The sequence below is a fragment of the Pseudoalteromonas sp. SR44-2 genome (assembly GCF_014163745.1).
Classification (GTDB): domain Bacteria; phylum Pseudomonadota; class Gammaproteobacteria; order Enterobacterales; family Alteromonadaceae; genus Pseudoalteromonas; species Pseudoalteromonas distincta.
On sequence record NZ_JACJDW010000012.1, the window covers coordinates 63,317 to 82,234 of the forward strand.

The following is an 18,918-nucleotide window of genomic DNA, read 5'->3' on the forward strand; positions in this document are numbered from 1 at the left end:
AATATTCGTATTACCCTATCATTATGGTAGACTAACGCCTAATTTTTGGCAGAGAGAATCGTCATCTTGTTACACATTAAGTCCGTCACCTGCATCAAGCAAGATCGTTGTTTGTTTGCGGATCTTAATTTTAGCCTTAATAGCGGTCAAATCATGCAATTAGCGGGTCCTAATGGGGCTGGTAAAACATCGCTATTGCGTATTATTGCTGGCTTTTCTGTGCCTGATGAAGGGTCTGTTTTGTTCCAAGATCAACCTATATCTAAGTACTATGAAGAGTATGCCAGAGAGCTGCTTTTTATAGGGCATAAAACAGGTGTAAGTACTCAGCTTAGTGCAGTTGAAAATGTTCGCCACTGGTTACAAATTAATGGCTACATAAATGAGCCTGATTTATATCCTATTTTAGCGCAACTTGGCCTTGTTGGACTTGAAGACGTACCCGTTAGAATGTTATCTGCTGGACAACAAAGACGTGTAGCGCTTGTTAGGCTTTGGTTAAGTGATGCTAAATTATGGGTACTTGATGAGCCATTTACCGCGCTTGATAAAAGCGGTGTCGCCTTTTTACAGCAGCGATTTACTGAACACTTACAAAGTGGTGGTGCCATTTTATTAACGACCCACCAAGACTTAACGACCCACTTTAGTAACTTACAAACGGTTACACTGGAGTATCGCCACTAATGACTCGTCAACACTCTTATTGGTTGCTATTTAGTGCGGTATTTACCAAAGATGTAAAACTTGCGTTTCGCCAGCGCGCCGAAATTGTAAATCCTATTTTATTCTTCTTAATTGTAATTTCATTATTTCCGTTAGCAATAGGGCCTGAGCCCGGTCTACTTGCGAGAATGGCGCCAGGTATTATTTGGGTTGCCGCATTACTCTCTACCATGTTGGGTTTAGATAAGTTGTTTAGGGATGATTTTAACGATGGCTCGTTGGAGCAGTTAATTGCATCCTCTTATCCATTATCGCTAACCGTACTTGCTAAAGTGGCTGCTCATTGGGTGGTAACAGGTTTACCGCTTGTATTAATGACCCCGTTGTTTGCGTTGTTGTTAAACCTAGAAAGTACGGCGTTAACAGCGACTGTTTTAACATTATTATTAGGCACACCATTATTGAGCTTTATTGGCGCAATAGGCGCTGGGCTTACTGTGGGATTACAAAAAGGGGGTATTTTGATGAGTTTACTCGTACTGCCTTTGTATATTCCTGTTTTGATTTTTGCAACGTCGGCTATCGATACCAGTACAATGTCGCTGGATTATAGTGGGCAGCTTGCCATCCTTGGTGCAATGTTACTTATTGCTATTATTAGCGCACCAATTGCCATATCGTCAGCTTTAAAAGTGAGTGTAAGTTAATGTGGAAGTGGTTACATCCCTATGCTAAAGCAGAGCGTGCATACCAGTTATGCAATACGTTACTGCCTTATTTTGCCGTAGTTACCGTAGTTAGTATGATTGTTGGATGGGTATGGGGGCTTGGTTTTGCACCTGCCGATTACCAACAAAAAGACAGCTACCGTATCATCTTTATTCATGTGCCTTCTGCCATTTTATCTATGGGGGCTTACTCATCAATGGCTATTGCAGCTGTTGTTGCACTTGTATGGCAACTACGAAATGCCGAGCTTGCTGTTATTGCTATTGCGCCTGTTGGTGCATGTATTACTGCTATAGCGCTAATTACTGGCGCTGCATGGGGCAAACCTATGTGGGGTGCTTGGTGGGTATGGGATGCGCGTTTAACGTCTGAGCTTATTTTATTATTTTTATATCTTGGCGTGCTTTCGCTTTACCATGCATTTGAAGATAAGAAGTCAGCAGGGCGTGCGGCTTCTATTTTAGCAATTGTTGGCGTAATTAATTTACCTATTATTCATTACTCTGTTGAGTGGTGGAATACGTTACACCAAGGTGCAAGCATTACAAAGCTGGATACAAAAGCGATAGATCCAAGTATGTTTTGGCCTCTTATGGTTAATATTTTAGCCTTTGCTGCTTTTGTTGGAACAGTGACTTTAATTCGTCTTAAAAATGAAATTTTGCAACGAGAAAAGCACCGACCGTGGGTACGCTCGTTGTTAAATAAGGGGTAATTATGCAGTTTGACTCTTTTTCTGATTTTATTGCAATGGGAGGTTATGGATTTTATGTCTGGCTTTCTTTTGGTACATGCGCACTTATTTTACTCGGTATTTTAGTGAACTCTTTGAGAGACACCAAACGTATTATGGCTTCAGTGGAGCAACAAATAATACGTGAAGCGCGAATTAAAAAAGCTAAGCAGGAACAAATTTCATGAATCCAAGACGTAAAAAGCGCCTATTGGTAATCATTGCCGTACTGTTTGGTATTGGTGGGTCAATTGGTTTAGTGCTTTATGCACTGCAAGAAAATATTAATCTTTTTTATACGCCAAGCGAATTAATTGATGGCAAAGGCCCTAACAAAGAAAAGCCACATATAGGTCAAAAGTTACGTATTGGCGGCATGGTTGTGCCAGGCACGGTCGAGCGTAATGAACAAAGCTTACAAGTAAGCTTTAAGCTAATAGATACAGGTCCACTAGTGACTGTGCGTTATCAAGGCATATTGCCAGACTTGTTTCGTGAGGGGCAAGGCATTGTAGCGCAGGGCGTATTAGTCGAACCTAATGTTATTGAAGCATTTGAAGTGCTTGCAAAGCATGACGAAGAATATATGCCAGCAGAAGTTGCAGAGGCAGTTAAAGGTATTAAGCACGAAAAACCAAAATACAACTTAGATAGTGGTAATTAGCTATGATCCCAGAAATTGGTTATTTTTCTTTAACGCTTGCCATGGTGCTAAGCGTCTTACTGTGTATTTTTCCTCTTTGGGGCGCGCATACCGGTAATCTTCGATTAATGCGTGCGGCTCCGTCTTTAGCAATAGGCCAGTTTGCTTTTGTACTAATCTCTTTTGCTGCACTTATTTATGCAAGTTTAACAGACGACTTTACCGTATCTTACGTAGCGTATCATTCAAGTAGTACGCTGCCTTGGTACTATAAAATCACCTCTACGTGGGGCGGTCATGAAGGTGCTATTTTATTATGGTTAGTAATGCAAGCGGGTTGGACTGCTGCTGTAGCAGCGCGTTCTAAATCATTACCTTGGGTATTACGTGCTCGCGTACTGGGTGTACTTGGTTTTTTAGGTGTAGGTTTTATGATGTACACCTTACTGCTTTCAAGCCCGTTTGAACGCCTACTTCCTTATTTTCCGGTAGAAGGGCGTGATTTGAATCCGCTGCTTCAAGATCCAGGTATGATTATTCATCCACCATTATTGTACATGGGTTATGTGGGGCTGTCGGTTGCTTTCTCCTTTGCTATAGCTGCATTGTTAACTGGTAAACTCGATAACACATGGGCTAAATGGTCACGCCCGTGGACGATGACTGCCTGGGGGTTCTTAGGTCTAGGTCTTACTATTGGTAGCTGGTGGGCGTATTCAGAATTAGGCTGGGGCGGCTGGTGGTTTTGGGATCCAGTAGAAAACGCAGCGCTTATGCCTTGGCTTGTTGCAACCGCATTACTGCATTCATTAAGTGTGACAGAAAAGCGCGGCATATTTAAATCATGGACAGTATTACTCGCAATTGCAGCATTCTCTTTAAGCTTGCTAGGTACATTTATTGTACGCTCGGGTATTATTGTATCGGTACATGCGTTTGCTACAGACCCTGATAGAGGCTTATTTATACTCGCCTTTTTAGGCATTGTTGTTGGTGGTGGCTTGGCGTTATATGCAATGCGTGTATCGCAGGTACACAGCGAAGGGCGTTATAAGTTTGTATCGCGCGAAGTGGCGTTATGGCTCAATAATATATTTTTAGTGGTTGCTACATTAATTGTTATGTTAGGTACATTGTTGCCAATGGTTCATAAAGAAATGGGCTTAGGTAGCATTTCTATTGGCGAACCGTTTTTTAATAAAATGTTTGCAATCATTTTAGTACCGTTTGCTATTTTGATGGGTATTGGACCACTTTTACGTTGGAAGCAAAACAAGTGGGCTTTTTTGCAAAACAAAATATTAATGGGGGTATTAGCAAGTGTTGTGATTACCTGTGCTTGGTTGTTCTCAAGTTACGATTTAGTAAAACCACTTACATTATTAGCGACAACACTGGCGGTTTGGATTGCAATATCAACAGGGATTGATATTTACACCAAAGCAGCTGTACACGGGAGCTTAAAAGTAGGCTTAAAACGCTTTACTGTAAGTTACTGGGCTATGGTACTTGGGCATATTGGTATTGCATTTATTATTGCGGGCGTAACACTTACCTCGGCTTATTCAGTAGAGCGTGATGTATCGATGAAACCGGGTGAAACAGCACAGCTTAATGAGTATGAATATCGCTTTGATGGCGTTAAAACTATTCGTGGGCCAAACTACAGCGGTCATGCGGGCGTTGTATCTGTGCTTAAAAATAATGAGCTAGTAACACGTTTACACGCCGAAAAACGTAAATATGACATTGGTATGCAGTTTATGACTGAGGCGGCAATAGATGCCGGTTTTAAACGTGATTTATACCTAGCATTAGGTGAGCAATTAAGTGGTGATGCATGGTCACTTCGCATTTATCATAAACCATTTGTACGCTGGATATGGATTGGTGGCGTGCTTATGTCATTAGCAGGTTTCATGATTTTGTTTGATAAACGTTACCGTACATCAGCTAAAACAGCCCGTAAAGATGTTCCGGAGAGTGTTTTATGAACCGTAAAATTTTAGCTATTGCTCCGCTTTTAGTGTTTGCTTTTGTGTGTGTATTTTTATACCAAGGTCTTTTTGCCAACCCTCGTGAAATTCAAACAGGGCGGTTAGGTCAAGAAATGCCAGCATTTAATTTACCTGATTTAATGCAAGACAATAAGCAGTGGACTAACGAGTCGTTAAAAGGTGAAGTTTACTTATTAAATGTATGGGGTACGTGGTGCCCAACATGTTTAGTCGAACTTGGTTATTTAACTAAGTTACGTGAACAAGGCGTTAAAATTATTGGACTATATTACGTACAAGGTTACGACGCTGATTTTGATGGCCCGTTTGATATGCAATCACTTCGCAGCGAAGTCACTGATATGCTGCAACGTGCAGGTGACCCTTACCAATTTAATATTTTAGATTTACACCGTACTTTGTCGTTGGATTTAGGCGTGTCGGGTGCGCCAGAAACTTTTTTAGTCGATAAAAAAGGCACTATTTTGTTGCATCACACCGGTGATATAAATCCGCGAGTATGGCGAGCTAAATTTGCGCCAATTATGCAGGAGCTTAAATAATGAAGTGGTTACTACTTACGCTTAGCCTTTTTGTAAGCATGGGTGCGTTTGCACAGCAAGATCGCTATCAATTTGATAACAACAAACAAGCAATATTGTTTGAAGAGTTAACCAAAGAACTACGTTGCCCTAAGTGTCAAAATCAAAACATTGCGGACTCCGACGCTGTTGTTGCTAAAGACTTGCGCGATAAAGTGCTCGTATTGGTTAAAGAAGGTAAAAGCAAAGACGAAGTGATTGATTATATGATTGACCGCTTTGGCTATTTTGTTCATTACGACCCACCTGTTACACCAGCGACTTTAGTGCTGTGGGTACTACCTGTGTTAATTGTAATTGTTGGCTTTGGTTTTATTGTTATTCGCCAACGAAAAGCATCAGTAAAACAAACATGGAGCAGCGACGATGAAATGCTGCTAGCGAAGCTAATTGAACAAAATAAACGTCAGGAGCAAAGCTAAATGATTTTAATGTGGGCGTGTTTTGCCTTACTCACACTGGTTGCTCTTAGCTTTGTTATGATACCTTTTTTAAAAAAAGAGCGTGTTCAAACGATTACTCATAACGCCAATGCTGAATTAATTAGTATTTATGAGCAGCGTTTAGTCGATTTGCAAACTGATTTAGATAATCAACGCATTGATAGCGTAAATCACGCAGAATCAATTGTTGAATTAAAACGTCGCTTATTGAACGAGCTATCACCAGAGAAATCACTTAACAGCAAAGGTAATAATCGTATTTTTGCTTTAACAGGCGGTGCATTTGTTCTTGCGCTTACAGGGATTTTTTATAGTTTTACAGGCAGTCAGCAGCAAATTTCGGCTTGGCATGATGCAATGGATAATTTAGCTGATTATGGCGAGCGTGCTGTAATGCAAAAAGGTGAGCCGCTTAGTCAAAATGAGCTGCAGGCTTTTGCATTGGCGCTTCGTACTAAACTTAGCCGCTCTGGCGATGATGAAGTTGCTTGGATGCTACTTGGTCGAGTGGCTATGTCGCTTAATGAATTTGACATGGCGCAGCAGTCATTTGATAAAGCACTACGTATGAACCCTGATAATATGCAGGTTCTTATTAGTTACAGTCAGGTTTTATTACTTGAAGGTAGCGAAGCTAATATGACTCGCGCGGCAGGTATGCTTTCAAAAGTGCTAAACGTTGAGCCTACTAATTTAGATGCTATTTCGTTACTAGCGCTGATAGCGTATGAGCGTAAAGATTGGCCGCAAGCTAAAACTGCATTTGAAGTTTTATTGGCGAGCATGGAAAAAAATGATTCACGTTATAACATGATCTCAGAACGTATTGCTGATATTGAGCAGCAAATGCAAAGTGAAGGCTCAGTTATGCCAGTTACTACTACAACGGGTGCTATTGCAGTTACAGTCGACATTGCAAAAGAGCTTATTGATAAACAGCCAAAAGACGGTATTTTGTTTATATTTGCAAAAGCTGCAACTGGCTCACCTATGCCATTGGCTGCTGTTAAGCTGACTAAATATTCATTTCCAATTACAGTTGAGTTGAGTGATAGTAGTGCAATGGTTGCAGGGCTTAACTTATCTAGTGCAGAAAATATTATTATTTCGGCACGTATTTCTATCGATGACTCTGTTATGCCAAGCTCTGGTGAGCTAGAAGGTCATTCACAGGCGTTAAAGCGTGAAAGTGTAAGTGACTACCAACTTCAAATTGATACATTAATACCTTAAGGACGTTAGATGTTAAAACACAGTTTTACTTTTTTATGTTTATTGATACTAGCCGGCTGTGCTCAAGTACCTCAAAGCAAAGTAGATGACAGAGATCCGCTGCAAAGTATTAATCGTCCATTATATGACTTTAATATGGATGTACTGGATGCTTATTTATTGCGCCCAGTTGCTGTAGGTTATGTTGAAGTAACGCCTGTACCGGTAAGAAACGGTATTGTTAATTTTACAGGTAATATCACCGCACCTGTAGATATGATCAATGCGGGTTTGCAAGGTAAACCGGGTAATGCAAGCGTGAGCTTAGCACGCTTTTTAGTTAACTCTACTGTCGGTCTGTTTGGTATCTTTGATGTTGCAAGCTCACTAGGTCTTGAAATAGTCGATGAAGACTTTGGGCAAACATTGGGTGTATGGGGCGTAGGTGATGGCGCCTATTTAATGCTACCAGGTATGGGGCCAACAACAGCACGTAACCTGACCGGTGATGTAGTCGATAACTTTGTATTACCTGAAGTTGCGCTAACGACTCCACAAACTATTTTAGTATTTGTTTTAAAAGCAGTTGAGGCGCGTGCATCATTAATCCCACAAGAAGGGCTATTAAATGATTCACTTGATCCGTACTTATTTGTAAAAGATATTTACTTCCAGCGTCAAATTTATGAGCTGTACGATGGCAACCCACCTATAAAAGAAGAGCCAGCTGATTTTGATGAAGACTTTTTAGAAAGTTTATAATTGAAGCCAATGATAAAAACGCCAGCTAAATGCTGGCGTTTTTTATTGACTGTTTATATATAATCTGAACTTTGGCTAGAGAAAAATAAACTTAAGTATCATTATGATTCAATATATTAGTAAATACCTTAACCAGAGTTCGGGTTACTTATTTTTCGTTAACTATTAACTGCATTTGCTCATTAACCCAAGTGAGTGCTTCATGATAGGCATCAGGAACTTTTTCACCTAGGTTTAGCTCTTTCGTTAATTCGTTTGCGGCTGACCAGTTAGCTTGTTCATAATACTTAACTAAGTTTAAATATTTTGCCAGCAAGCCTTCATCGTTTAATAAGGCTGCTTTTATGTCATTCGAAAGTGGAAGCTTTTTCATAACGCTTTCCATTCTCTCATCTAAAATAGCATCCATAAGAGACATCATACCGGTTAAAAATGCCATGCCGGTATCTTTAAATTGTCCATGGGATATAGCGAGTAACTCACCAAAACGAGCGCGCGTAAGCGATAGCCTAATTAGCTCTACAGGTTTATCCGCTGATACTTGCGCTGCAAATAATAATGATAATAGTTTTTTAATTTCGTTAGCACCAAGCACTATAAGGGCTTGCTTAATGGTACTTATTTCAGCACGCCTTGCAAAGGCAGCAGAATTTGAATACCTAAGTAATTTGTAAGATAGGTTTACATCACGCTCAAACACATCAGTGATTTTTTTAAGATCCATATCAACGCTTGATGTTTCGTAAAGTAATTCAGCTAATGCCATTTCTGAAGGCGGTAGAGCCTTACTTTGTACCATTTCAGGTTTTGAGAAGAAAAATCCTTGGAAATAATCAAAACCAAGCTCTAGGGCTTGTTGGTAAATTTCATAGGTTTCTACTTTTTCGGCAAGTAACTTAATATGCGAGTGCAGTTTTAAATCATTAAGAACCGTTTTTATTGTATCTATATCAGATGCTAAAAAGTCTATTTTAATAATATCAATAAATGGATAAAAGTGGCGCCAAACAGGCTGATGAATATAGTCATCAAGAGCAATAGTGTAACCTTTATCTTTTAGATCTTTCACTATGGCTAATAATCGCTTCCCAGGTTGCACAGTTTCAAGGATTTCTACAACTACAGTATCTTTGCCCAGTAGTGTTGGGTAGCCCTTTGATAGCGTTTCTAGGGTGAAATTTATATAGGCGGGTTTATTGTCGGTTAAATCTTCTAAGCCGAAATTAAACTGACTACCTTCAATTAGTCGTGTAGTTGCCTCGTCACCATCTATATCAGGAAATACGTTATCAACGCCATCGCGAAATAAAAGTTCATATCCGATGAGCTTTTTATCTCTGTCTAAAATAGGTTGGCGTGCAGCGTAAAAATACATAAACAGTTCCGTAAGAGTAATGTAATTGGGTATTGTAATAATATATGGCAAAAGACTCAAAATAGCATTACGTATATTTGCTAGATTAATAAATTATCATTAAAAATTAAGGTGTTTCTAGTATTTAATTTATTATATTTCACCAATTCGCTTTAAAATCATTCAACATGAGTGTTTTTGTATCAGGTGAGGGCAACAAGTTGGAGATTTTATTATCAAGCATGATATAGTCAGCGAGAATGGTTTTTACCCCAATAGTGTCTTAACTATAAAATTTTAAGAGTCATTATTTGGATTAAAGCCTATTATTAATAATTATGCGGAGGCTAATTTGGAAACAGGAATGATTATTTCACTAGCATTATATTTTATTGTAATGTTAGGTATCGGACTATATGCATATAAGCAATCTACTGACGATGTATCTGGTTACATGTTAGGTGGACGAAATCTATCTCCAAGTGTAGCTGCACTGTCTGCAGGTGCATCTGATATGAGTGGCTGGATTTTAATGGGCCTACCTGGTGCGATGTTTGTTACTGGTTTTAGTAGTACATGGATAGCAATTGGCTTAGTGATTGGTGCTTGGTTAAACTATCTGTTAGTTGCACCGAGATTACGTGTTTACACTGAAAAAGCAAATGACTCTATAACCATCCCAGATTACTTTTCAAATCGCTTCAATGATAAATCCAACCTATTACGTGTTGTATCAGCTGTGGTAATTATTGTTTTCTTTACTCTTTATACTTCATCTGGTGTTGTCGCTGGTGGTAAATTGTTTGAAAGTTCATTTGGTTTAACTTATGAAATGGGTTTATACATTACAACGGGCGTAGTTGTTTTATATACCTTGTTTGGTGGTTTTTTAGCTGTAAGCTTAACTGACTTTGTGCAAGGTTGTATTATGTTCATTGCACTTATTCTAGTACCAACGGTTGCATACTCTTTGCTTGAACAACCTTTAGAATCAACTTTACATAGCGTAAATCCAGATATGCTTAATTGGATTGGTGCAGGTTCTGCATTAGGTATTATTTCTGCAATGGCCTGGGGTTTAGGTTATTTTGGCCAACCACATATCATTGTTCGTTTTATGTCGGTACGTAGTGTTAAAGATATGCCTAAAGCACGCCGTATTGGTATGACATGGATGATTGTTGCTGCCATTGGTGCTGTTGGTACTGGTATATTTGGTGCAGCTTATACTTATGAGAACAACATTGTAGTTGAAGACCCTGAAACAATTTTCTTAATTCTTTCTGAGTTGCTGTTCCACCCACTTATTGCTGGCTTTTTACTTGCTGCAATTTTGGCTGCGATTATGAGTACTATCTCATCTCAATTATTGGTTAGTTCAAGTTCATTAACAGAAGATTTCTATAAAACATTCTTACGTAAAGATGCCAGTGATAAAGAGCTAGTTGCTGTTGGCCGTATTAGTGTTGCCGTAGTTGCTATGTTCGCTATTTATTTAGCTTACGATAGAGATAGCTCTATTTTAGACCTAGTAAGTAATGCGTGGGCTGGCTTTGGTGCTGCGTTTGGACCACTTGTATTGTTTAGCCTTTATTGGAAACGCATGAACTTTGCTGGTGCGTTAGCTGGTATGTTAGTAGGCGCATTTACTGTGCTAATTTGGATATATGGACCATTTACTATCAATGGTGAAAGCTTAAGTAGCTTTATGTACGAAATAGTACCTGGCTTTATTTTAGCGAGTATTGCAATTGTTGTTGTTAGCTTAGTAACAAAAGAGCCAGAGCAAAACATCACTGCTTTATTTGATGAAGTAGAAAAAGAGCTTTAATTAGCAATTACTACTTATTTTAAAGTGAGTAGTAATTAATACCAATCCGCAATAATACTTAATCATTTTGCGGGGCTAAACGTGTTGCTACCGGCGTTAAAAAATTCTCATTTAGTACAACTAAATGTCGAATTTTTGCCTAGCTATCAACACGTTTTTCCACCCTCAAAGAGATCACTTAATTAAGCGAATTGGTATAATAAAAAAGGGAGCAACTTAGTTGCTCCCTTTTTTATTTAGTTTGTCCCGTTCGAGGAGGGAACATTCTATGAATTAACTTACTTTTTTATCGTTGTTATCTTCAATTGATGCAACGTTATCTGACTTTTTACTTTTTGCTGGCGCTTTGGTAACAGCTGGATCTTTGCCACCTTTTAATATGGTCATAAAATCATCTTTGCTTTTCGCTATTTCTAAAGCAAGTGATTCAATTTGTTGCTCACTAAGCGGTACGTCTACCTTTTCTAGCATCAGCTCAAGTGATTCTGCTATATCGAGCATCTTGTCATAAGCATCAGCTTCTTTTTTGGTAGTAAACGTCATACGCTCGACTCCGTTTCGTTCTACAACATATTTAACAACAACAGCCATGATTTCTCCTGCAAAATTGCTTGGCACCGTGGTTTTTAAAAAACCATTAGATTACTGTTTTTATGTACAGTAATGGTTTGTAAGTAAATTTGCAAGCGCGAAGTATTAATTTTTAGGTGTCTTAAATTTGACAAAAAACGGTAACTTTACTTTAGTTAAGCAATCACTTTGTTGTACCAGCTGCATTTTCAGGATTTCGGATCATAGTGATAATGCGTTTAGGTACACTTTAAGTGATGAACTTTACAGTTCCTTATTTATTGATTTCCTGAGCAATACTCAAAATTAAGAAAAGAAGAATAAGGACAAGTTTAATGAAAACGTTAAAAAATTTACTCATCATAAGTTTATTATGTTTACTACCCGCGACTACCGCGTATGCACAATTATCAGAAGTAACTAAGCAAATGCCTCAAGCTGAGACAATTAGTATAAATAATGCTGATGCAGAGATGCTTGCTAAGTTACCTGGTATAGGTAAGAAAAAAGCGCAGGCAATTGTGGATTATCGTGAAGAAAATGGCGAATTTAAAAGCGTTAGTGATTTATCGCAAGTTAAAGGGATTGGCAAAAAGCTTTTAGCTAAATTAGAGGGGAAACTTACACTTTAATATTTCTAAATAGTAATCAGGGTGCTAGGCGCCCTGATTAAATTGTTTTAGTGCATCGCTTAAGTGCTTTTTAGCAAAGTTAATCTCAATAGGTGTAGTTAATAGTGGATAGCACAATCCGCCAAGTATCAAAAATGGTATTAATATCCAACCTTTAAATACAGTGAATATTAAAAATAGTGGGCTAAGTAATAGCAATTTTATAATACGCAATAAAACTTTATCAGTTGGCGATAGGTTACTTAATGCAAGCGCAATTACATCTTGACGCTGGCGTACTTTTAAATGCTTAAGCTGGGCTAATTGGCTTGAAAAAAATGTAAACATATCAAATCGACTTTTTAATTAATAAACGGGCAATAATTATAATAAATAGCGTTAGTGAGAAAATCCCAAATATCACTTCCATCCAAGCAGGCATGCTCATGCCAACAAACTGCCAATCTATATTTCCACAATCTCCGGTAGCTTGAAAAAAGCTAGGTATCCATTCATGTAGTGGCATAAATGATGGGAAATTTGGTTCAAACTCGCAGCTAAATGCAAAAGGGTCTGTGGTGGTTTGCATCTCAATATGTTCGCGAGCAATTAAGTATCCCCAAACACTCGATATCCCCCAAATAGCATACGCTATCATACGCACAGTTTTATTTTGTGGTTTACTCGAGCCTACAATCCCTGCGCCTAATAACCCCAATACTGCAGTGCGTTGATATATACACATTATGCAAGGCGCTAACCCCATTTTGTATTGAAAGAAAAGAGCGGTAACTTCAAGTAAAAAAACGATAGCTGTAAATAAAAGCCACGGGGTTCGTTGGGTAGGTAATTGTGCAAGCCAGTTCATAAAAATTCCGCGTTTTAATAGGACGTTAGATTATGACGTAGGATAAAGTATGCAGCAACAAAAAGGAAAAAAAAGCTACCGAAGTCACTTTTTATAAGATGAAATTAGTGACAAATCAATACAGCCTTAGCAAAGGTTAAATGACGCTCTATTATTTCCCCATCGATACATAAGCTCAGCTATATTGCTTACTTATACTAAGGTGATGCATCATCTAAAGAATTTTTTATGGTTGCACTTTTTTGTACTTTTTCTTATGGCAAGTGCGGGATAAGTTAATTAAGCTCAGGCGCTGCGTAAATAAAAATATCTCCATAATAACAATGTACCTACAATGAATATTACTCTAGATATTCATGAATTGTAGCTAAATTAGAGAAACCCAAATTTAATTATTTATTAATTTTCAATTTCTACTCATTTGCTTTATTAATATATTACTTTACTTGTTAGTTGTGCTTCGTCTGGTACAATCAGTCAGTTATTCGTGTAAAACGATGAGTGTTGATTAATTCGAGTGGGAACTGGATGAGAATTTTTAAAGCGAAAAGCCCAGCAGGATTTGCTGAAGAATATATAGTTGAGTCCATTTGGAACGGCGATTTCCCTCCAGGTTCAATTTTACCTGCCGAGCGAGAACTTTCAGAGTTAATTGGTGTTACAAGAACAACCTTGAGAGAAGTATTACAGCGTTTAGCGCGTGATGGTTGGCTAACAATTCAGCATGGTAAACCTACAAAAGTAAATAACTTTTGGGAAACGTCTGGCTTAAACATTCTTGAAACATTAGCGCGCTTAGATGAAGACAAGATGCCAGAGCTGACAGATCAGCTTTTATCTGCACGTACTAATATTAGTGCTATTTATACACGTGCTGCAATTAAGTTAAATCCTGAACGCGTGATTGAAATTTTATCACAAAGCAATGAGCTAGAAGACACCGCTCAAGCATTTGCTGACTATGATTATAAAGTGCATCACGAATTAGCCGTTGCGGGTAATAACCGTATTTATGTATTAATACTTAACGGCTTTAGAGGTTTTTATTCAAAGATTGGTTGTCATTACTTCTCTGATGCCGGAACTCGTGAACTTGCTCGTCAGTTTTATAAAGATTTAACCATTTTGGCAGAAAAGAAAGAGCATGATGGTGCTATTTCTATGATGCGTAAATATGGTCATCAAACGGGTGAGATTTGGCAAAAAATCCGTGGTGATATGCCCTCAGATATAATGGACTAAGTCTAAGCGAGAAACCTGCATTTGCAGGTTTTTTTATATCTGTAAAATTTAGCGCCACCGTATATGAAATTCTAAAAAGTTTAATGTATAAACCACTTCGATATTTTTAAAATTTCTACTTAGTTACAACGCAACTTACACTTTAAATTAGACCTATTATTTAAGCATATTAGCGCAAGTTGCAAGTGTTCGTTATTTTCGATTGCTCACATCGTTAAATGCGATTGTTCTTTTGCAGTGAATAACTTTAGAATGCCAATTAATTATATGTATGCGCTATTGGTTTTTAATTTTTAGCGCCCATATAAGTACCAGCATTGCGAAAGCAATTGAAAACAAACTCAAAATATTTGGAGAATAAAATGGGTGTATTAGTAGGCCGCCAGGCACCAGACTTTACCGCTGCAGCTGTTCTTGGTAACGGTGAAATTGTAGATAGCTATAACCTTCATGAAACAATTAAAGGTAAAAAAGCAGTTATCTTCTTTTACCCACTAGATTTCACGTTTGTATGTCCTTCTGAACTTATTGCATTTGATAAGCGTTTTGAAGAGTTTCAAAAGCGTGGCGTAGAAGTAATTGGTGTTTCTATCGATTCACAATTCTCACATAACGCATGGCGTAACACTGCTGTAGCAGACGGCGGTATTGGTAAAGTTCAATACGCACTAGTTGCAGACGTTAAACACGAAATTTGTAAAGCATACGACGTTGAGCATCCAGAAGCGGGTGTTGCGTTCCGTGGTTCTTTCTTAATTGATGAAGAAGGTAACGTACGTCACCAAGTAGTGAACGATTTACCACTAGGTCGTAACATCGACGAAATGCTTCGCATGGTTGACGCGCTAGCGTTCCACACTGAGCACGGTGAAGTATGTCCTGCTGGTTGGACTGAAGGTAAAAAAGGTATGGACGCAAGCCCTGAAGGCGTTGCTAAGTTCTTATCTGAAAACGAAGGCGAGCTATAATTTAGCCCTTAGTTTTAAATAAAAAAACCGCCAATTGGCGGTTTTTTTATTTGTAGCGTTAGCTCACTTTAAAATAAGCTCGCAAAGTTAAAACGAGAAACTAACTTTAGTATAAAAGTATCGGCCTCTAGGGTTGTGTACACCTGAAGCATAACCGTATAGATCAGCGTCGCCATCACCAATTGCAAATGGTGGCTCTTCATCAAATAAGTTATTTACACCTAGCGATACTTTAGTTGAGTCAGTAACACGATAAGATGTTTGTAAATCTACCAGTGTTTGCGAATCAACCATACGTGATGTATTGCTATCAAAGTCTAAATTACCGTCAAAATCAATATCTGGGGTATCTTCAAACTCACCTACATAACTGATGTTTACGTTTGTATTAAACTCGCCAATTTCCCAGTTTGTAGAGAAAATCCAGCGGTGCTCTGGATAGCCATACTCACCGGTGTAATCGCGGCCATCTTTTTCAAATTTATCTTGGTATGCCCATTCTAAATTAAATTTCAATAAACCTAAGTCATCAAGTGAGTGATTGTAGTTAGCTGAAACATCAACCCCAGATACTTCTTGCGAAGAAACGTTTTCAAATGTGCTGTAAATTTTTTGAATTGTTCCTAAGCTATCGCCACCTGTAGGTGTTAAGCGTACACATACAGTACTATCTTGGTTATTACACTCAGAGTTATAAATTGGACCAAACTCTTGCTCATCAATTTTGTTATCTTGAGTGATGCTCCACACATCGACACTTAAACCAAACTCAGCAGAAGGCGCCCAAATAAAGCCGACATTCCATGATTCTGATTCTTCAGCTTTAAGGTCAGGGTTACCAGCAAATTCAATGTTGTAATCAAGTGCATCACAATCAAGGCCTGTTGCTTCACATCGGTATGTATCTACAAAGAATTGGCTTTCTTGAGATGGACCTAAACCAACTTGTGCCAAAGAAGGCGCTCTAAAGCCTTGTGCCCAAGAGCCACGCACTGTGATTTCATCAGTAGGCGCCCAGCGAAGAGCTACTTTAGGGTTTGTTGTTGTACCGAAGTCACTGTAGTCATCGTAACGGCCAGCAAGTTGTAGCTCTAAATTATCAGCAAGAGGGATAGAAAACTCGACATAGGCAGCGTATTGTTCACGATCTGCAGATGCAGATACAGACTCTGTGCCAAATATTAAACCACGTTGAAATTGATCATCAGGAATGTCATTAACGTCTTCTTCACGGTACTCAATACCTGCAGCCATCATTACTACATCATCGCCAAAACTAAATGCTTCGCCTGTAATGTTTGCATCAAAGGAAGTCATGTGAGACTCACCACGACGCACTAAGCTTGTTGTAATACGATTAATTACAGCAGGGTCGTTGTATGTGCCACCAAATGGATTGTAGTTTCCTGCATCAATTTCTTGTTGTAAGAAATCAGTACGCACCCAACCTTGTGTTCTATCACCTGTTTGCAAAGATTTACTTCGGCCTTTTTGTACAGCGGTTTCCCAACTCCAATCATTAAACTCACCTCTAAGCCCTGCAACAAAGCGAAGAGTATCTGATTCAATATCCCATTGGCGTGCGCCAGCATCAACTGTACGGTAACGACCAATTTGAATGTCTTCACCAAATGGATTGTTAGGGTGGCTAGCTGGGACAGTTAAGCCTGCATCTTCATCAAGTGGGGTAGGGGCTCCGGCCGCAACAGACGTATTGTGCTGTACTGCCATTTCTAAAAAGCCCGTAATGCCATTATCAAAGTTATATTCAAATTGAGAAATAGCACCCACGCGTTCAGACGCTGGTGCGATATAACCGTAAGGGCCGTAATCAAATAAACAACTGCCGCTTGAAGTTGCATTTTCAGCAGGACAAGCCGGATCAATTGTTTTAACACCGTCTACATAAAAATATCCAGGGAAGCCACGAGATGAGCGAAAATCTTCACCACCATAAGGTGATTGATTTGCTGTACCTAAGCTGCCCATTTCATCAGAAGAAAGAGATGTATTTTTAAAGTAATCGATAATAACTGACGCGCTACTTTTCTCGCTAGTAGTACCCCATACTAAACTTGCTGTTGTTTCTTCATAATTGGGACCATCAGTACCACCGTAGCCCAAATTAACTTCAACACCGTCAATGTCTTTTTTCAAGATAACGTTTACAACACCGGCTACTGCGTCTGAGCCGTAGATAGCTGAAGCACCATCTTTTAGTATATCGATTCGCTCAATGGCAGAAACTGGGATACTGTTAATATCTACAAATGAGTTTGTGATACCTTCGGCAAATGCACTAATAGATACACGACGGCCATTGATTAGTACGAGCGTAGCATCAGCACCTAAGCCACGTAAACTAACTGCAGCAGACCCATTTGCAGTTGAATCTTGGTTGTTACCACGTGTTGAGAAAGTACCGCTACCCGCGACAGGCATTCTTTCGAGGAGTTGTTGTAGGTTGTCATAACCCATGTTCTCAATATCAGCTCTTGCGATTGATTGAACCGGAGAAGGTCCTTCGATATCTGAACGTTTGATTCGTGAGCCAGTTACTTCAATGCGCTCTACTTTGTTAGCTTCTTCAGCAGCGTAAGTTGTTGTTGTAAAACCTGCTGAAAGTGCGATTGTAGCACCTGCAATTAAGCTAGGTGTAAATGCAGTTGATTGCTTCATCCTTAAGTCCTTGTTGATATGTTATAAATTTAGTTGCTCTATACCAATCCTTTTTAAATTGTTAAATAAACCCCATATTTAAGCGGATTGATATAACAAGCGACGACATTAATATCATGTAACTTAAGTGTTAGCAATTAGGCTGAAATGTGATTTTAGTATGGTTTTTTGTATGTTTTTGGATGATTTTAAAACAGATGTTATGCGCTGAAGGAGGTTGAAATAGGCGCATATGCTTTATTTTGGAAATAAAAAATACAGCCTAAATGCGAGTAATAATTAAATTAATTAATTCACAATAAAATTGTAATAAATTATTTACATGTATAGTCTGAATGAATAGTAATCTTGTTGTATATTAATAAAACAAATAACAGTTGGTTTTTTAATAAAAAAAACGCCTAACTTGTTAGTTAGGCGCTGTGCTTATACTTTGTGTTTCATTAAACGTTCTTTTTCGCGAGACCAATCTTTATTTTTCCCGTCGTCACGTTTATCGTGCAACTTTTTACCTTTTGCTAGATGAAATTCAAGTTTTACCCAACATTTTTTCCAGTACATAGCTGTAGCTATTAATGAATAGCCATCTCGCTCTGTTGCACCGAGTAGGCGGTCAAGTTCGCGTCTGCTTAATAGTAACTTACGATAACGCAACGGATCGCAAATTACATGAGTTGATGCACTATTAAGTGGCTGGATTTGCGCGCCAAGCAAAAATGCTTCGCCATTTTTAAGATGAATATAAGTTTCGGTGATGTTTACCTTACCTGCTCGGATACTTTTTACTTCCCAGCCTTGTAGTTCAACACCTGCTTCAAACTTATCGTGTAAAAAATACTCATGTCGCGCTTTTTTGTTTAGCGCGATGGTATTACTTGTCGATTTTGATGAATTTTTCTTAGCCATAGTGCCCTATAATATACGTAATGTGAGATGTTTTACATCGATTTTTTAATAATGCTTTTAAAAATTAAGCTTTAATTTAAGCAGCATGAAAATTTGGGGAAA

20 protein-coding genes are annotated in these 18,918 nt (G+C 38.6%); 14 read left to right on the forward strand and 6 right to left on the reverse strand.

The features are described 5' to 3' along the window. Positions 1-66 precede the first annotated feature (66 nt). The 10 genes from ccmA to H5115_RS09480 are packed head-to-tail and all read left to right on the forward strand — an operon-like array spanning position 67 to position 7,787. The gene (gene ccmA / locus H5115_RS09435; protein ID WP_152609331.1) at positions 67-687 is read left to right on the forward strand and encodes a cytochrome c biogenesis heme-transporting ATPase CcmA; all 621 of its coding nucleotides are present in this window, start codon (positions 67-69) and stop codon (positions 685-687) included. Continuing rightward, a complete protein-coding gene (gene ccmB / locus H5115_RS09440; RefSeq protein ID WP_002959286.1) occupies positions 687-1,373 on the forward strand; it encodes a heme exporter protein CcmB in 687 nt (228 codons plus the stop codon). Before ccmA ends, ccmB begins: the two co-directional genes overlap by 1 nt. Beyond that, on the forward strand, positions 1,373-2,110 hold the full coding sequence (locus H5115_RS09445; protein ID WP_007377928.1) for a heme ABC transporter permease: 738 nt from the start codon (positions 1,373-1,375) through the stop codon (positions 2,108-2,110). The genes ccmB and H5115_RS09445 overlap by 1 nt, the downstream gene beginning before the upstream one ends. Before the next feature lie 2 nt (positions 2,111-2,112). After that, a complete protein-coding gene (gene ccmD, locus H5115_RS09450) occupies positions 2,113-2,316 on the forward strand; it encodes a heme exporter protein CcmD (protein WP_002959284.1) in 204 nt (67 codons plus the stop codon). Next, positions 2,313-2,792, forward strand: a complete 480-nt coding sequence (gene ccmE, locus H5115_RS09455) for a cytochrome c maturation protein CcmE (protein ID WP_002959283.1) — start codon at positions 2,313-2,315, stop codon at positions 2,790-2,792. The genes ccmD and ccmE overlap by 4 nt, the downstream gene beginning before the upstream one ends. A gap of 2 nt (positions 2,793-2,794) precedes the next feature. Next, the gene (locus H5115_RS09460) at positions 2,795-4,765 is read left to right on the forward strand and encodes a heme lyase CcmF/NrfE family subunit (protein WP_182754937.1); all 1,971 of its coding nucleotides are present in this window, start codon (positions 2,795-2,797) and stop codon (positions 4,763-4,765) included. Beyond that, positions 4,762-5,331 (forward strand): redoxin family protein, encoded by a 570-nt coding sequence (locus H5115_RS09465; protein WP_138488719.1) that lies wholly within the window; start codon positions 4,762-4,764, stop codon positions 5,329-5,331. Before H5115_RS09460 ends, H5115_RS09465 begins: the two co-directional genes overlap by 4 nt. After that, positions 5,331-5,792 carry a cytochrome c-type biogenesis protein gene (locus tag H5115_RS09470; RefSeq protein WP_002959280.1) on the forward strand — a complete coding sequence of 154 codons (462 nt, stop codon included), beginning with the start codon at positions 5,331-5,333 and terminating at the stop codon, positions 5,790-5,792. The genes H5115_RS09465 and H5115_RS09470 overlap by 1 nt, the downstream gene beginning before the upstream one ends. Continuing rightward, positions 5,793-7,046, forward strand: a complete 1,254-nt coding sequence (gene ccmI / locus H5115_RS09475; protein WP_024595353.1) for a c-type cytochrome biogenesis protein CcmI — start codon at positions 5,793-5,795, stop codon at positions 7,044-7,046. It abuts the gene before it with no gap. Between the two features lie 9 nt (positions 7,047-7,055). Further along, entirely contained in the window at positions 7,056-7,787 is a 732-nt protein-coding gene (locus H5115_RS09480; protein WP_002959276.1) for a VacJ family lipoprotein, read from the forward strand. A gap of 148 nt (positions 7,788-7,935) precedes the next feature. Here the strand turns inward: H5115_RS09480 and H5115_RS09485 are convergent, their stop codons facing one another. Further along, positions 7,936-9,162, reverse strand: coding sequence for an EAL and HDOD domain-containing protein (locus H5115_RS09485; RefSeq protein ID WP_182754939.1), 1,227 nt, complete (start codon positions 9,160-9,162; stop codon positions 7,936-7,938). Positions 9,163-9,493: 331 nt separating this feature from the next. Between H5115_RS09485 and putP the strand changes: the two genes are divergently transcribed. After that, a complete protein-coding gene (gene putP / locus H5115_RS09490; RefSeq protein WP_149602304.1) occupies positions 9,494-10,972 on the forward strand; it encodes a sodium/proline symporter PutP in 1,479 nt (492 codons plus the stop codon). Between the two features lie 273 nt (positions 10,973-11,245). Here the strand turns inward: putP and H5115_RS09495 are convergent, their stop codons facing one another. Beyond that, positions 11,246-11,563, reverse strand: coding sequence for a YebG family protein (locus H5115_RS09495; protein ID WP_004335683.1), 318 nt, complete (start codon positions 11,561-11,563; stop codon positions 11,246-11,248). A 314-nt stretch (positions 11,564-11,877) separates the two neighbouring features. On the opposite strand from H5115_RS09495, the gene H5115_RS09500 reads away from it, so the two are divergent. Beyond that, on the forward strand, positions 11,878-12,174 hold the full coding sequence (locus H5115_RS09500; RefSeq protein ID WP_024595349.1) for a helix-hairpin-helix domain-containing protein: 297 nt from the start codon (positions 11,878-11,880) through the stop codon (positions 12,172-12,174). A 24-nt stretch (positions 12,175-12,198) separates the two neighbouring features. Here H5115_RS09500 and H5115_RS09505 read toward each other — a convergent pair whose 3' ends face one another. Then, positions 12,199-12,501: a DUF6170 family protein gene (locus H5115_RS09505; RefSeq protein ID WP_182754941.1), complete on the reverse strand. Its 303-nt coding sequence runs from the start codon at positions 12,499-12,501 to the stop codon at positions 12,199-12,201. Between the two features lies 1 nt (position 12,502). After that, the gene (gene dsbB, locus H5115_RS09510) at positions 12,503-13,021 is read right to left on the reverse strand and encodes a disulfide bond formation protein DsbB (protein WP_182754943.1); all 519 of its coding nucleotides are present in this window, start codon (positions 13,019-13,021) and stop codon (positions 12,503-12,505) included. 528 nt (positions 13,022-13,549) lie between these two features. Between dsbB and fadR the strand changes: the two genes are divergently transcribed. Together fadR and H5115_RS09520 are read left to right on the forward strand one after the other, a co-directional pair. Beyond that, the gene (fadR, locus tag H5115_RS09515) at positions 13,550-14,263 is read left to right on the forward strand and encodes a fatty acid metabolism transcriptional regulator FadR (RefSeq protein ID WP_182672321.1); all 714 of its coding nucleotides are present in this window, start codon (positions 13,550-13,552) and stop codon (positions 14,261-14,263) included. Positions 14,264-14,625: 362 nt separating this feature from the next. After that, positions 14,626-15,231 (forward strand): peroxiredoxin, encoded by a 606-nt coding sequence (locus H5115_RS09520; RefSeq protein ID WP_007378637.1) that lies wholly within the window; start codon positions 14,626-14,628, stop codon positions 15,229-15,231. A gap of 87 nt (positions 15,232-15,318) precedes the next feature. On the opposite strand, the gene H5115_RS09525 is transcribed toward H5115_RS09520, so the two are convergent. Together H5115_RS09525 and smpB are read right to left on the reverse strand one after the other, a co-directional pair. After that, a complete protein-coding gene (locus H5115_RS09525) occupies positions 15,319-17,910 on the reverse strand; it encodes a TonB-dependent receptor (RefSeq protein WP_182754945.1) in 2,592 nt (863 codons plus the stop codon). A gap of 426 nt (positions 17,911-18,336) precedes the next feature. Further along, entirely contained in the window at positions 18,337-18,816 is a 480-nt protein-coding gene (smpB, locus tag H5115_RS09530; protein ID WP_004335699.1) for an SsrA-binding protein SmpB, read from the reverse strand. Positions 18,817-18,918: the final 102 nt, after the last annotated feature.

Bases quoted from the DNA above. Each gene is read 5' to 3' on its own strand.
- H5115_RS09520 (WP_007378637.1), top strand. From the start codon at position 14,626: ATGGGTGTATTAGTAGGCCGCCAGGCACCAGACTTTACCGCTGCAGCT.
- H5115_RS09445 (WP_007377928.1), top strand. From the start codon at position 1,373: ATGTGGAAGTGGTTACATCCCTATGCTAAAGCAGAGCGTGCATACCAG.
- smpB (WP_004335699.1), bottom strand. From the start codon at position 18,816: ATGGCTAAGAAAAATTCATCAAAATCGACAAGTAATACCATCGCGCTA.
- dsbB (WP_182754943.1), bottom strand. From the start codon at position 13,021: ATGAACTGGCTTGCACAATTACCTACCCAACGAACCCCGTGGCTTTTA.
- ccmE (WP_002959283.1), top strand. From the start codon at position 2,313: ATGAATCCAAGACGTAAAAAGCGCCTATTGGTAATCATTGCCGTACTG.
- H5115_RS09505 (WP_182754941.1), bottom strand. From the start codon at position 12,501: ATGTTTACATTTTTTTCAAGCCAATTAGCCCAGCTTAAGCATTTAAAA.
- H5115_RS09500 (WP_024595349.1), top strand. From the start codon at position 11,878: ATGAAAACGTTAAAAAATTTACTCATCATAAGTTTATTATGTTTACTA.
- ccmI (WP_024595353.1), top strand. From the start codon at position 5,793: ATGATTTTAATGTGGGCGTGTTTTGCCTTACTCACACTGGTTGCTCTT.
- ccmB (WP_002959286.1), top strand. From the start codon at position 687: ATGACTCGTCAACACTCTTATTGGTTGCTATTTAGTGCGGTATTTACC.
- H5115_RS09460 (WP_182754937.1), top strand. From the start codon at position 2,795: ATGATCCCAGAAATTGGTTATTTTTCTTTAACGCTTGCCATGGTGCTA.
- fadR (WP_182672321.1), top strand. From the start codon at position 13,550: ATGAGAATTTTTAAAGCGAAAAGCCCAGCAGGATTTGCTGAAGAATAT.
- H5115_RS09480 (WP_002959276.1), top strand. From the start codon at position 7,056: ATGTTAAAACACAGTTTTACTTTTTTATGTTTATTGATACTAGCCGGC.
- H5115_RS09470 (WP_002959280.1), top strand. From the start codon at position 5,331: ATGAAGTGGTTACTACTTACGCTTAGCCTTTTTGTAAGCATGGGTGCG.
- H5115_RS09495 (WP_004335683.1), bottom strand. From the start codon at position 11,563: ATGGCTGTTGTTGTTAAATATGTTGTAGAACGAAACGGAGTCGAGCGT.
- H5115_RS09485 (WP_182754939.1), bottom strand. From the start codon at position 9,162: ATGTATTTTTACGCTGCACGCCAACCTATTTTAGACAGAGATAAAAAG.
- H5115_RS09465 (WP_138488719.1), top strand. From the start codon at position 4,762: ATGAACCGTAAAATTTTAGCTATTGCTCCGCTTTTAGTGTTTGCTTTT.
- H5115_RS09525 (WP_182754945.1), bottom strand. From the start codon at position 17,910: ATGAAGCAATCAACTGCATTTACACCTAGCTTAATTGCAGGTGCTACA.
- ccmD (WP_002959284.1), top strand. From the start codon at position 2,113: ATGCAGTTTGACTCTTTTTCTGATTTTATTGCAATGGGAGGTTATGGA.